Origin of the sequence: Stutzerimonas zhaodongensis (assembly GCF_003696365.1) — a bacterium.
Classification (GTDB): domain Bacteria; phylum Pseudomonadota; class Gammaproteobacteria; order Pseudomonadales; family Pseudomonadaceae; genus Stutzerimonas; species Stutzerimonas zhaodongensis.
The window spans coordinates 17071-29357 of sequence record NZ_RFFM01000003.1 but is presented as its reverse complement, the minus strand read 5'-3'; the positions used below and the strand labels follow the sequence as shown (position 1 = coordinate 29357).

12 protein-coding genes are annotated in these 12287 nt (G+C 57.5%); 7 read left to right on the top strand and 5 right to left on the bottom strand.

Annotation, left to right across the window (positions count from 1 at the left end; all coding sequences use genetic code 11):
* Positions 1 to 245 precede the first annotated feature (245 nt).
* Positions 246 to 1211 (top strand): XdhC family protein, encoded by a 966-nt coding sequence (locus tag EA797_RS14405; protein WP_122166401.1) that lies wholly within the window; start codon positions 246 to 248, stop codon positions 1209 to 1211.
* Positions 1212 to 1355: 144 nt separating this feature from the next.
* Here the strand turns inward: EA797_RS14405 and EA797_RS14400 are convergent, their stop codons facing one another.
* Positions 1356 to 1817, bottom strand: a complete 462-nt coding sequence (locus EA797_RS14400; protein WP_122166399.1) for a nuclear transport factor 2 family protein — start codon at positions 1815 to 1817, stop codon at positions 1356 to 1358.
* 14 nt (positions 1818 to 1831) lie between these two features.
* On the bottom strand, positions 1832 to 2443 hold the full coding sequence (locus EA797_RS14395; protein WP_122166397.1) for an NAD(P)-dependent oxidoreductase: 612 nt from the start codon (positions 2441 to 2443) through the stop codon (positions 1832 to 1834).
* A gap of 151 nt (positions 2444 to 2594) precedes the next feature.
* Between EA797_RS14395 and EA797_RS14390 the strand changes: the two genes are divergently transcribed.
* Positions 2595 to 2987, top strand: a complete 393-nt coding sequence (locus EA797_RS14390; protein ID WP_122166395.1) for a winged helix-turn-helix transcriptional regulator — start codon at positions 2595 to 2597, stop codon at positions 2985 to 2987.
* A gap of 248 nt (positions 2988 to 3235) precedes the next feature.
* Here EA797_RS14390 and EA797_RS14385 read toward each other — a convergent pair whose 3' ends face one another.
* Positions 3236 to 5176 carry a methyl-accepting chemotaxis protein gene (locus tag EA797_RS14385; RefSeq protein WP_122166393.1) on the bottom strand — a complete coding sequence of 647 codons (1941 nt, stop codon included), beginning with the start codon at positions 5174 to 5176 and terminating at the stop codon, positions 3236 to 3238.
* A 322-nt stretch (positions 5177 to 5498) separates the two neighbouring features.
* Between EA797_RS14385 and EA797_RS14380 the strand changes: the two genes are divergently transcribed.
* Positions 5499 to 6332: a bifunctional allantoicase/(S)-ureidoglycine aminohydrolase gene (locus EA797_RS14380; RefSeq protein WP_122166391.1), complete on the top strand. Its 834-nt coding sequence runs from the start codon at positions 5499 to 5501 to the stop codon at positions 6330 to 6332.
* A 242-nt stretch (positions 6333 to 6574) separates the two neighbouring features.
* Here EA797_RS14380 and EA797_RS14375 read toward each other — a convergent pair whose 3' ends face one another.
* Together EA797_RS14375 and EA797_RS14370 are read right to left on the bottom strand one after the other, a co-directional pair.
* The gene (locus EA797_RS14375) at positions 6575 to 7444 is read right to left on the bottom strand and encodes an NmrA family NAD(P)-binding protein (RefSeq protein WP_122166389.1); all 870 of its coding nucleotides are present in this window, start codon (positions 7442 to 7444) and stop codon (positions 6575 to 6577) included.
* 52 nt (positions 7445 to 7496) lie between these two features.
* The gene (locus tag EA797_RS14370; RefSeq protein WP_122166387.1) at positions 7497 to 8432 is read right to left on the bottom strand and encodes an NADP-dependent oxidoreductase; all 936 of its coding nucleotides are present in this window, start codon (positions 8430 to 8432) and stop codon (positions 7497 to 7499) included.
* 104 nt (positions 8433 to 8536) lie between these two features.
* Between EA797_RS14370 and EA797_RS14365 the strand changes: the two genes are divergently transcribed.
* The 4 genes from EA797_RS14365 (at position 8537) to EA797_RS14350 (ending at position 12178) form a co-directional block, all read left to right on the top strand.
* Positions 8537 to 9412: a LysR family transcriptional regulator gene (locus EA797_RS14365; protein ID WP_122166846.1), complete on the top strand. Its 876-nt coding sequence runs from the start codon at positions 8537 to 8539 to the stop codon at positions 9410 to 9412.
* A 157-nt stretch (positions 9413 to 9569) separates the two neighbouring features.
* Entirely contained in the window at positions 9570 to 10046 is a 477-nt protein-coding gene (locus EA797_RS14360) for a DUF6152 family protein (protein ID WP_244214124.1), read from the top strand.
* A 205-nt stretch (positions 10047 to 10251) separates the two neighbouring features.
* Complete coding sequence (locus tag EA797_RS22040) at positions 10252 to 10530, top strand: hypothetical protein (protein WP_244214123.1); 279 nt, start codon at positions 10252 to 10254, stop codon at positions 10528 to 10530.
* Between the two features lie 607 nt (positions 10531 to 11137).
* Positions 11138 to 12178 carry a hypothetical protein gene (locus tag EA797_RS14350; protein WP_147456819.1) on the top strand — a complete coding sequence of 347 codons (1041 nt, stop codon included), beginning with the start codon at positions 11138 to 11140 and terminating at the stop codon, positions 12176 to 12178.
* Positions 12179 to 12287 lie beyond the last annotated feature (109 nt).

Genomic DNA, 12287 nt, shown 5'->3' with positions numbered 1-12287 from the left:
TGACTCAGCCGAAATACACTCGCTCCGTTTCTGCCTAGCTGGCTTTGGATTCGGCTGGCTTGTCAGCCGATCGCCAACTTTCGCGCCCCTTGCAGCAGAAAGCCCTTAAAGCAGGTCGGATCAATGACGCGGCGCACCAGCCGTGCCGGTCAGCACGGCTCAGTTGTCAGAAACTTCGTTCTGATCCGGACAGTTCCGATTTCGCGGAAGCCCGATGCGGCCCGCAGCCAGGGGAAAGATCAAACATGCAACAACTCGATCTGCAGGTGATCGACAAGGCCTTGCAATGGGTCGCTGATGGGCATGACGTGTGGTTATGCACCGTTCTGTCCACGTATGGATCGGCGCCTCGGGCGCCGGGGGCGCTGCTCGTCGCACGTGCGGACGGCGCGCACGTTGGCTCCTTGTCTGGCGGCTGTGTTGAAGAGGAGTTTCTCGCGAGCCTTGCGCAGGGGGATCTGCAAGCACCTGCGCAGATCATCCGCTACGGTGAAACCGACGATGACCGACGGCGGCTACGCCTACCCTGCGGTGGCGTTCTGCAAGTTCTCGTCGAGCATCACCGCCCCAGCGAGGCCTGGCACGACCATCTGCTCACTCTGCAGGCTGCGCTTCAGGGCCAGCGCCGTTTGCTACGACGGGTTGACCTAACGACTGGCGAAGCCGAACTGCTGCCTGACCAAGGTGGCGAGCAGACTCGCATCTGTGGCGAGCAAGCGGAAATCCGTATAGGCCCGGCGTTGCGACTGCTGCTCGCTGGCGTTTCCCCGGTGGCGCAAGCCTGCGCCAGTTTCGCCCGCGCGCTTGGCTGCGAAGTGATTGCATGCGATCCCCGTGAAGAAATGCATGGGATGTTGATCGAGGGAATTGAAGTGCAGCCCGTGCTTCCGTCCGTGTTTATCGAGGCAGGAGGTTGTCACGAGTCTACCGCCGTGGTTGCGCTCACGCACGATCCACGCATTGATGATCTGGCGCTGATGGAGGCGGTTCGTACGCCGGCGTTCTACATCGGCGCCATGGGCTCTCGCCAGACATCGGCTAAACGTGCCGAACGGCTGCAACGCGTGGGGGGCTTGAGCGCAGAGCAGATCGAGCGAATTCACATGCCCATCGGGCTCGACCTCGGCAGTAAAACGCCGGCTGAAATTGCCCTGTCGGTCATGGCCGACGTACTGCGTGTCTACCGCGGCAAGTCGCGTGATGCACTTTGAGAGTTTCCCCAAACGATCAAACCTGCCAGTAGCCAGAAAGCTGTACTTGCCATCAGCAACCGGACCCGCAACGCCCGCAGGCCGGTACTGTTGATATCACTGGGCGCCAGCGCAGCGGGCTAGGCAAGACTGAAGACCCAGTACTTAGAACATGCTGTTGTCGTTTGCCGCGTTCGCGGGTACGTCCTGAATGACATCCCAATGCTCGACGATCATGCCGTTGTGTACCCGGAAGATATCGACGACGGCTTGCCCGAGATCGGCTGGGCCGGAGGTCGAATGCACATGCAGATAAACCAGATCTCCGTCCGCGGCGCTTCGTACGATGCGCGCCTGGGATTCTGGATGCTGATCGAAAAATTCGGCAAAGAAGCCTACGAACGGAGCCTTGCCATCAGGTACTTCAGGGTTGTGCTGCTTGTAGTGCTCAGCGACAACGCGGCCCGCCTGCTCGACCTGATGCTGGTTGAAAAACTGGTCATAGAACTCGATGACAAGCGCCCGATTAGCTTCCTCGGTCTGCAGGTCACGTGGATCGGCATCGGCTGCAAGAGCGTTCAGCGAAGCGGCCGATAGCAATAGGCTCATTACGATGGTGCGCAACATTCGAGACCTTCCTTTCAATATCCAACTGTGAACCGCTGACGGGAATGCGCAGGACGCTCGATCTCATCCACCAGCGCTACGGCGAAATCCTCGAAGGAGATGCGACTGCCGTCCTCGTTGCTCAGCAGAGCATCATGACCAAGCCTGAACTGCCCCGTGCGTTCCCCAGGTACGAACTCAGCGGAAGGCGACAGGAACGTCCAGTCCAGTTCGGTCTCCTGCTTGAGCAGATCAAGAAATGCAGCGCCCTGAGATGCCTCGGCTCGATAGGCCTCAGGAAAATCCGGAAGGTCGAGGACTCGTTGGCCGGGTGCGACTTCCAGACTGCCGGCACCTCCGACGATCAGATAGCGCCTGACGCCCGATTTCCGCACTGCATCGATGAGCGTTCTGGGTTCGGTCGATGTAAATGTCACTGCACTGACGACCACGTCATGGCCACGCAACACGGTCTTCAGGCCCTGACCATCCAGTACGTCAGCCTTAATCTTTGTTACGCCGGGCAAGTCGGCAATCCTTTCCGGGTTGCGAGCTATGGCGGTAACCCGATGACCTCGATCAGTCAGCTCTTTCAGAATGCGTGACCCAGCCGCTCCTGACGCGCCTACTAGTGCGATTTGTGACATATGAGCCTCATTGATCATAATGTTAGACCAGGTCTAACTTGTAGACCTTCACCATGAACATGCTACGGTTTGCTCCGGAGCTAAACAAGAAGTCACCTTCGCGGGACCTGGTCACCTTCAACTGACCACCCTCTTCTACCAAGAGACAGATATGACACAGGATCACAGCCAGAACGCACCGTTCGATCAACCTTGCCCGATTCGCGACGTGCTTGATCGCATCGGTGATCAATGGAGCTTTCTGGTGCTGGAGGCGCTTGCCGAGCGCACCCTGCGCTTCAACGAGCTGAGCAGGGAAATTGGGGATATATCCAAGCAGATGCTCTCGCGCACCTTGAAGCGCCTGGAAATGGATGGCTTTGTGGAGCGGACTGTATTTCCCGAGGTGCCACCACGCGTCGAATACAACCTCACGGACATGGGGCGGAGTTTCCTCGTACCCATGCAGGCGCTTATCAAATGGGCCGACGCCTACCATGGACAGGTATGCAGTTCCCGTCGCGCCTTTCGATCAAGCGAGGACGTCACTCGGAAATCCGTTTAGATACCTGAAAGCGGCCAGCCTTTGGCAAAGCCGGCTTCTTGTAGCAGAGCAAGCTGTGATGTATGGCTATGCTCACCCCGCACAGCGCAGCCGGGGCTGATGCGGGCGGCATAAGGCGAGAATGAGCCTGCTTCGCCACCGTTTGGTGGGTGGCAAAGCAGATCAGCTCAGCTTTCCTGATGTGGCCGCGCGCTCACCTCAATGTCGGCGCGGACGCCGCTGCTGCAACGCCGCACCGACCATCCGCGTCAGGTACGAAAGCGACCAACCAGGCCGCGCAGCTCGCCGGAAAGAGCAGACAAACGCTGTGAATCGGTCTGAGCCGAGCTTGCCAGCTCATCTACCAGAAGCGCGTCTTCATGAATCTGGGTGATGTGTCGGTTGATGTCTTCGGCCACATGATGCTGCTCTTCAGCGGCAGTTGCGATCTGAGCATTCTGGTCACGGATATGGTCAACCGAGCCGCGGATATGCTCGAAACTGGCCCTCGCCTGCTGAATGCGCTCGACACTGGTCTTCGACATCTCCAGGCTGCTTTGCATCTGATTGGTGACATCCTTTGTACGCCTGGCCAGCCCGCCTAGCAGGCCGTCAATTTCTCCTGTCGATTCGGCTGTCCGCTTGGCCAGAGCCCGAACCTCGTCAGCCACCACGGCGAAGCCACGCCCCTGCTCCCCTGCCCTTGCCGCCTCGATTGCGGCGTTCAGCGCGAGCAGGTTCGTCTGTTCGGCGATCGAGCGGATGGTGTCGAGGATGGTGTTGATGTTGCGGCTGTCCTGTTCGAGCTCCTGCATAGCATGAGTTGACTGAAGTAGATTTTGACTTAGCTGGGATACGCTGCCGGTCGCTTCATCGATCTGAAGTTGGCCATCATGTACCTGGCGCTGGCCTGCATCGGCAGAAGTGGCCGCTTCACTGCAGGAGCGTGCTACCTCGTTGGCCGTTGCGACCATTTCGTTAAAGGCTGTCGAAACGAGTTCCACCGCTTCGCGTTGGCGGCCAGCTGCGTCGTTCATGTCCGAGGCAACACGGGTCGCGCTGTCGGATGCATCACTCAGCGCGGTGGATGCACTGCCGATGCGTTGCACCAGATCGCGAATCGCACCAAGGAACTGGTTAAACCAGCGCGCAAGCATCGCAGTTTCATCCTTGCCTCGTACTTCAAGGCTGCGAGTGAGGTCCCCTTCACCCTGCGCGATGCCCTCCAACCCACCTGCCACGCTGCGAATGGGCCGCACGATCAGCCCCGCGAAACCGGCACCGATCACAGCAAATATAATGGCCAGAACGACGGCAACCATAGCGATCTGCAACGTCAGGCTGTTGGCGCGAGACATGACCTCGTTGCGCTCGATCAGACCGATGAACTGCCAACCAAGCTTGTCCGATGACCACACATTGGCCATGTAAGTGGTGCCGTCGATTTCGACTTCAACCAGACCTTTTGCATTGGCCAGCTCAGCGTAAGCACCACCAAGTTCCGACAGCGATTTGAAGTTGTGAGCGGGGTTAGCGGGGTCTGCCAGAACGTTACCGCCCTTCTCGACCAACATAAGATAGCCGCTGTCGCCCAGTTTGATCTGCTTGATCAGGTCGGTCAGCTGGTTTAGTGACACATCCAGGCCGAATACCCCAACGATGTTTCCCTGCGCATTGGTTACAGTCCGGCCGCTGTTTATCAGGACGACGTCGTCCTGCGCCCAGTAATAGACGCTGCTTTGGACGATTTTCCCGGGTTGCGCCATCGCTTCTTTGTACCAGGGGCGCACGCGCGGATCGTAATTGCTCATGCGCGTATCTTCCGGCCAACCGGCATAGGTGCCGTCAGCATGCCCGAGGGAAAGGTATGCAGTTGTTGGATGGGTCTTAGCGAAGTGGTCGAAGATCTTGAGGAGGTTTCGATTGCTCTCAGGTAACGGAATCGAACCTGCATTCGCGGTAGTGAAATCCTTCAGATCTCGCGCCTCAGTGATTTCGGGCAGGCCCGCAAGATAGGCTACGTTCTGTTCTATTCCTTCGAAGAACAACGTCATCGCGTTCTCGACCTGCCTGATTTCCCGGCTGCTGCTGTCGATGAATTGCTCTTGCGCGTCAGTTCGTACGTTGAGGATGACAACAATGGCGACAGCCAGGACCGGCACCGACGCGATGGTTAGAAACGCCCATGTAAGTTTTTGTTTGATATTCATGGCTGCGAACCTTCATGGAGAGAGGCTTTCGAGCGCCAATCATGGGAATGCTGGCGGCATCGGAGAGTGCGGATACCTAGGTTATCGACGCGCAATTGGGCATCTTTAGCTGCGCCACCCCACTTACTTATGGGTCATCCCTGGTCCCGGCTCCGCTTGTCGTCCTTGAAACCAAGCATTATTCGACAGCAAGCATGGCCAACTAAACCGGTATTTGTGTATACAATAAAGTGGATGTATAGCATCTGTTTGTATACATTAATGACTTCATCTCATCTGGCTTGCGTCCGATTCTCACAAGCCGTCATCTACGAGGAGACTTATGGCAAGCACGACCTACTACTTTCCAACTGGCGGCCACCCCGATCAGACTCAGCTCCTGACCGACCGCGCAATGTTCACCCAGGCTTACGCTGTCGTTCCGAAGGGGGTGCTTCGCGATATTGTCACCAGCCATCTCCCGTTCTGGGACAACATGCGTATGTGGGTGCTATCCCGTCCGTTGTCGGGATTCGCTGAGACCTTCTCCCAGTACATCGTGGAGCTTGGTGAAGGCGGCGGTAGTGATCGGCCCGAGCAGGATCCTGACGCCGAAGCGGTGTTGTTTGTTGTGGACGGGGAACTCTCTCTCTCCATTGCGGGAGTTACCTATGACATGCACCGCGGTGGCTATGCATTCATACCCCCAGGTTCCGAGTGGCGCCTGCGCAACAAAAGCGGGACGCTTGCTCGCTTTCACTGGATTCGCAAACGCTATCAGGCAGTCGAGGGCTTGGAACTCCCGCAAGCCTTCGTCACCAACGAAAATGACATACAGCCGACGCCGATGCCCGGAACTGACGGAAAGTGGGTGACTACCCGCTTCGTGGACACTAGCGACATGCGCCATGACATGCACGTGAACATCGTTACCTTCGAGCCGGGCGCCGTCATACCTTTTGCAGAGACTCACGTCATGGAGCATGGCTTGTATGTACTGGAAGGCAAGGCTGTCTATCGCCTGAATCAGGACTGGGTGGAAGTAGAAGCTGGTGACTACATGTGGCTACGGGCCTTCTGCCCGCAAGCGTGTTATTCCGGCGGCCCGGGCAAGTTTCGATACCTGCTTTACAAGGACGTAAACCGACATATGAATCTTGGAAGCTTTCAACGGTGACCTTGATGTTGCTTCCGCGCCTTTGAGCACTGCGCAAGATGCTGTGCACCACGAAGCACCCTAGGCGAGACGCTTGTTGCTCGCGTGGCCCTCGATGGCATCGGGACCCAAGGTGGGTCTAGCGCTGTCTGGATGTTGCCTGGTGCTTGGGTGTGTCAGTGGTTGCATGAATGCGTGTGAAATCGTGCCGCTCGGCACCGGAGCGCTCCGGTGCCTGGGCGTTACATATCCCACGTAAGGCGTCAGACAGTGCCTGTTGCCTCCTGGACGAACGCTTCGTATGTACGGAGTGGCCGCCGAAGGATGTTCTCCAGGCGCTCAACTGCTCCGTCGCAGCCCTGCATACCATATTGCTGGATGCCGGCCATCATCAGACCCATATCGTATGCAAGCCAGCTGGGCCCAAAAGAGGCCATCTGCTCCTCGAACGCGGCGACGCTGTCACCACCGTATGCAATCTCGCGCCCAAGCGCTGCACTCCAGACCTTTGCCGCGGATGTACCGGTCCATGCCGTCGGCCCGACCAGGTCAAGCGTCAGAGACTCAAGAGCGACAGAGGCGCGATCTCGCCGCAGTAGCTCTGCAACGGCAATGTCTGCGATGTCTCGTGTATCAATCATCGATACGCCCGACGAACCTATTGGCATCGGATAAACGCCGTAGTCCTCTATGACCTGCTGAACACTATGTTCGTTTTGCATGAAGTAGGCCGGACGCAGCACTGTCGCCGAAATACCGAAACTCTCGATCATTCGTTCCACCGTTTGCTTGCCAGTGAAATGTGGAACGTTGGTAAAGCGTTCGGCATGTATCACGGACAGATAGACCACCCGCTCGATTCCAGCTTCAAGTGCAAGATTCAGCGTGATCAGTGCTTGCGTTACTTCGTCTGGTGTAACGGCGTTCAGCAGGAACAGCGTTCGCACTGATGACAATGCGGCGCGCATCGAGGGCACGTCTGTCTGGTCTCCGACCACTTCCTCAACGCCTTCCGGCAGGGCTCGCTTGCCGGGTTGGCGCACCAACGCCTTGACCTCAGCACCTGCATCGGCGAGGCGCTGAGAGATAAGGGAACCGACAGTGCCTGTGGCACCAGTGACGAGAATGCTCATGTGTGAATCTCCAATCAGGGGGAATGACCATCGGGCGTAGCGATGAGGCAGATCAGCGTGTGAAGTCCGCCACCACCTTGCCGAATCGGGACTCGGTGCGATTGCGTTCGATAGCCACAGGGATGTCGACGAAGCCAACCACCTGGGTGACCTTGGACGTGAGTCGGCCATGTGCGATATCGCTGGCCAGCATTTCGAGAAGTGCGGCATCCGGCTGATTCATGAACCAAAGGCCGCGACGGCCTGGCGGTGTGCGGGCCAGAATGTCCGGTGACGTTGTGCCTACGATCGCACCTGTCGCCGCCAAAACCTGCCATGAGCGCTCAAGCACTTCGCCGCCGACGTAGTCGAGCACGAGGTCGATATCTTGGACCATGTGGTCAAAGCGTTGTGTTTTCGAGTCGATGACTTGGTCGGCACCGAGACCGCGCACGTATTCAAGGTGATCGCTGGCCATCGTCGCGAAAACCTCTGCTCCGGCACGCTTGGCGAACTGGACGGCATAGCTGCCTAACCCTCCAGCTGCCCCATGGATCAGGATTCGCTGACCCGGATGGATCGGCCCCGCAAGGTGCAAGCTTTGCCAAGCCGACACGGCCGCAACCGGAATAGCCGCAGCCTGGACGTCGTCGAGACTTCCGGGCGTGAGACACAGGTTAGCTTCATCGGCGGCCACAAACTCGGCATATGCGCCAAGTCCGCCTACCGGCCCCATCACACGGTCACCTACGACGAAGCGCGTGACGCCAGGACCGATGGCCTCGACAACACCCGCCATCTCTATCCCAAGAATGGCCGGCAGTTGAAGTGGAAAAGCATCTCGTACATAGCCCTCCCTAACCTTCCAATCGATGGCGTTCATGCCAGCAGCCTGAACCCGAATCAACACTTGGCCTTGCGCCGGGTCTGGCTTAGCAACCTCGGCAAGCTCGACCGAGCTCGCTCCACCATAGGTTCTTAGAAGTACAGCGCGTTGAGTCATCTTCATCACAGTTCCTCTTGTTGACTAGCGATGAAGAGACGTTAAACCGTTGCATCAGTAAAACGCAGATACCAATATAGGAACTCCTCGTTTCATATATGGAACACATCTTGGATATCAATGCTTTGCTGGACTTTGCGCTTGTCGCTACGAACGGCGGCCTCGGTAAGGCCAGCCGAGCGAGCGGCCGGTCCAAAGCGACATTGTCACGCCGCATCTCCGATCTTGAAGAGCAGCTAGGTGTGCGGTTGATCGAGCGCAGCGCCCGCGGGCTCAAGCTCACCGAGGCTGGCGAATTATTGATGGCTCGTACCGAAGGCCCGATAAACGAAGTGGCAGAAGCAATGACTGCCACTCGTGATGGGCTGTCAAAGCCCCGTGGGCGCCTTCGCGTCGCCTCCCCCGTACTTTTCTCGCAACTGGCAATGGGGCGCATCGCTGCCGAATTCTGTGCAGCCCACCCGGAGGTTACCCTTGAGGTCATGGCAGAGGATCGCATGGTCGACCTAGTCGAGGAGCAGATCGACGTCGCCATTCGGGTCAACCCGAGTCCAGTCAGTGGGCTAGTTGGGCGATGCTTCGCCAAGGATCGACTCGTGGTGGTGGCTGCGCCTGCCATCCCCGTGCCGCCGCCCGGCGTGGCTAAAGCGGTACCCAGCGTCGTGTTCTCGACCTTCAAACCTACGCACTGGACTCTTGACGGAGGTCGCTTAGTCCTGGAACCCATTCCCCGGATAACGCTTTCCTCGTTCCTGATGATCCGTGATGCGGCGGTTGCTGGCGCTGGCGCTGCCCTGATTCCGCAGTCGATTGCCGGAGAACAGCTTGCCCGCGGTGAATTGGTTCAGTGGGGCACGATCTCGAATGTAGAGGTTGCACTTTGGGTCTTGCACACTTCGAGGCGCTTGCCCGCGCCAAAGGTACGTGCGTTCGTGGACTTCATGTGCAAGCGATACCCCGAACAAGTTCTTGCACTGCAGGGATAGGAAGCGGAAGCCGTTGAACTCTGCTTCTGCCGAGATACAACGCAGCACGCCGCCAAAAGCGAAAACTCGAAGAAGCTGCTATCACTTTAGAACGGTAAGGCGCACGCCGCCCCTGTGGTGTTAATTCCGGAACGGAGTTCCGGAAACTGAGTTCGAGATGCCTAACGCTGAATTTACCTATCCACGGAGAATGATCATGTCGATAACAAACGAATGCCGAACCGTCTCACGATCATTTTTCAGCACCGCGTGCGAGGGGTTTCATCGTTTACCAATTTTGCTCTGTGTCTTGGCAATGCTGCTGCCTACAACGCAGGCCGTCGCTCATCACGGTTGGGCATGGGCCGAAGAAGAACTTTCAGAATTGGAGGGCACGATTGCAGAAATTTCGATGGCTCCACCTCATCCGGCCTTGCGCGTAAAGGCTCAGGACGGGCGCGTATGGCGAGTGGATCTGGGCAATCCGAACCAGACGCAACGTTCCGGTTTCACCGGCGATGCAGCCCAGGTCGGAGACGGCATCACCGTTCTCGGCAACCGCACCAAAGAGCCAAACGAGGCGCATATGAAAGCGGTGCGCATCACGGTTGGCGGCAAGCAGTACGACATGTATCCGGAGCGCATCAAGCAATGACAACACGTAGATGACAGCTTTTCTGCAGTCCATTGCCGGCTGGCCCGGAGCCGTCTTCCTGCAGGAATACTGGATTGCTTATCTCATCGTCAATGCGGCTCATATCCTTGGCATATGCCTGCTGCTAGGCTCGATTCTGCCGCTCGATTGGCTTCTTTTGCGCTCAACGCGTGGTCGGGATCTACCGATCCTGGGACCCTTTCTTGTGCGCACTGCAGCAACGGGGGTCACGCTTGCGGTCATGACCGGGCTTTGGTTGTTTTCAGTCAAACCGGCAGAGTATGTGGAAAATCCGGCCTTTCGCTACAAGGCGGCATTGCTGTCGCTGGCAATCATCAACATCGCTGTTCAGCATCGCGGTGGACAGTTTGAAGATGCCCTGTCAACCGGTCAGCCAAAACTGCAAATCCGCATCCTGGCCGCGGCATCAGCTTCTCTTTGGCTTTCGATACTCCTCGCTGGCCGGTGGATTGGTTTTGTCTGAACGGAAGTCAGCCTGGAAGTGGAAGGGGCCGCTCACTCAGGCTGCTGAGTCAGTCCATAAAACTGGGCGAATTGCGTATGCCTCTTACGGGGCTTTACTTAGCGAGCGGTCGTATCGGTGAGAGCCATGTGGGCATCATCTGATGCCTACCCTGACTTGTGCGCATCTCGTACGGATCATTTGGGCTCCACGGCAGAGTCTGTGGCTCAAAGCGCAGCGATACCGCACATCACTCATATCTAACCAAAACTGCAGTTTCATCCAGGCTTGTTGTCGACGCTGCGGCCCGCATTGTCCTCGCAATGGTGAGCAAGGTTGAAAGCGCGACGACAAGGTCCATGCGATGGAAGCCGATACAAGCGCATCTAGCTCATCGAAGCTCGGGCACGGTCCCGTTTGCGTCCTTCGTTGACGGTATTGCTTGAGCTGATCCTCATGGGACCGTTCCGTCCAGCCGGTCGCGTCGCCAATGCATGCGAACTAACAGGCCGTTAACGCCATCTTTTAAATCGTTTGATCTATAGCCCAACCCCATCCGACCGACAAGACTCCAATCAGCTTCGCCTGTGATGTACGGAGCCCATCCAACGCGAACAGGGAGACTTCAATGTCTACAATTACTCCTCTAGCCGCTGCGCTTTTACTACTGGCAAGCGGTAGCGCCATGGCCAACGATCATCAGGCTGAGATCGAACAGACCGGCACTAATAACAGCGCTCAGCTGACGCAGCGTGGTGTCTTGCTTCGATCCGTCATCGTGCAGGACGGCACCGAGAACAATGCAATCACTGAACAATCGGGCTTAGGTAGCGAAGCTGGCCAGTTGAGTATCGAACAAATAGGTAGCCTCAATACGGCCGCAATCTATCAGGTCAACGGAAGCCGGTCTGGGGTGGCAAGCGCCGATATTTACCAAGCCGGGACCTCCAATAGCGCGATGCTTGAACAGCATGAATACCTTGGCGAACTGGCGTCGTCTGCAGCCCTTTACCAAGAAGGTACGGGCAATCGGATCGCCGCCCGGCAAACATGGGTGGCAAACGCGCTCAACGTCGTGTCGGTCGGCCAAGATAATGTGGTTGAAGCTAACCAGACCGGCTTCAGCACCGCAGAGGTTCGGCAGATCGGCAGCGCTAACATTTTGCAGATGGAACAGCTCAGTAGCGGATTGGGCGGAGGTTCGGCTGTAATCGAACAGGACGGCACGGCGAATCAGGCAGACGTCCAGCAACGTTCCGGACGCTATCCAGCTGCCGATGTACACCTGCGGCAGACCGGCGCCGCCAACATCGCGGAAATCGAAGGACGAGACGGCTACAGCACCCTGACTTATGCCCAGCGGGGCACAGGGAACACGCTTGACGCCTACATCGCCGGGCATAACAGCATCCTAACCGGCTATTCGGAAGGCGATTACAACACCGTGGTTAGCTCGCAGATTGGAGATGACAACAGCCTGGCCATCTTTCAGGCGGGCTCCTACAACGGGATCGAAGTCTCCCAAGGCTTTAACGCCCATGAAGCGCTCATCAGTCAAACCGGTAACAGCAATCAGGCTGTCTTGCTGCAAGCTGAAGCGCTGGCCGGCCATTCGGCGAGCATCGTTCAAAGCGGCACCGGCAACGTAGCCACCCTACTGCAGCAATAAAGACCTCCAGCTGCCCTATGGGGACTCTCGGCCGGGCAGCTGATGTTGTCGTGAAGCATCCCCCTTTTCTGCGCCTCAGTGCGCCCTTGACCGACGAAGATAGCCCAGG

Coding starts and splice junctions, on each gene's coding strand:
- EA797_RS14405 (WP_122166401.1), top strand. CDS start 246: ATGCAACAACTCGATCTGCAGGTGATCGACAAGGCCTTGCAATGGGTC.
- EA797_RS14400 (WP_122166399.1), bottom strand. CDS start 1,817: ATGTTGCGCACCATCGTAATGAGCCTATTGCTATCGGCCGCTTCGCTG.
- EA797_RS14395 (WP_122166397.1), bottom strand. CDS start 2,443: ATGTCACAAATCGCACTAGTAGGCGCGTCAGGAGCGGCTGGGTCACGC.
- EA797_RS14390 (WP_122166395.1), top strand. CDS start 2,595: ATGACACAGGATCACAGCCAGAACGCACCGTTCGATCAACCTTGCCCG.
- EA797_RS14385 (WP_122166393.1), bottom strand. CDS start 5,176: ATGAATATCAAACAAAAACTTACATGGGCGTTTCTAACCATCGCGTCG.
- EA797_RS14380 (WP_122166391.1), top strand. CDS start 5,499: ATGGCAAGCACGACCTACTACTTTCCAACTGGCGGCCACCCCGATCAG.
- EA797_RS14375 (WP_122166389.1), bottom strand. CDS start 7,444: ATGAGCATTCTCGTCACTGGTGCCACAGGCACTGTCGGTTCCCTTATC.
- EA797_RS14370 (WP_122166387.1), bottom strand. CDS start 8,432: ATGAAGATGACTCAACGCGCTGTACTTCTAAGAACCTATGGTGGAGCG.
- EA797_RS14360 (WP_244214124.1), top strand. CDS start 9,570: ATGCCTAACGCTGAATTTACCTATCCACGGAGAATGATCATGTCGATA.
- EA797_RS14350 (WP_147456819.1), top strand. CDS start 11,138: ATGTCTACAATTACTCCTCTAGCCGCTGCGCTTTTACTACTGGCAAGC.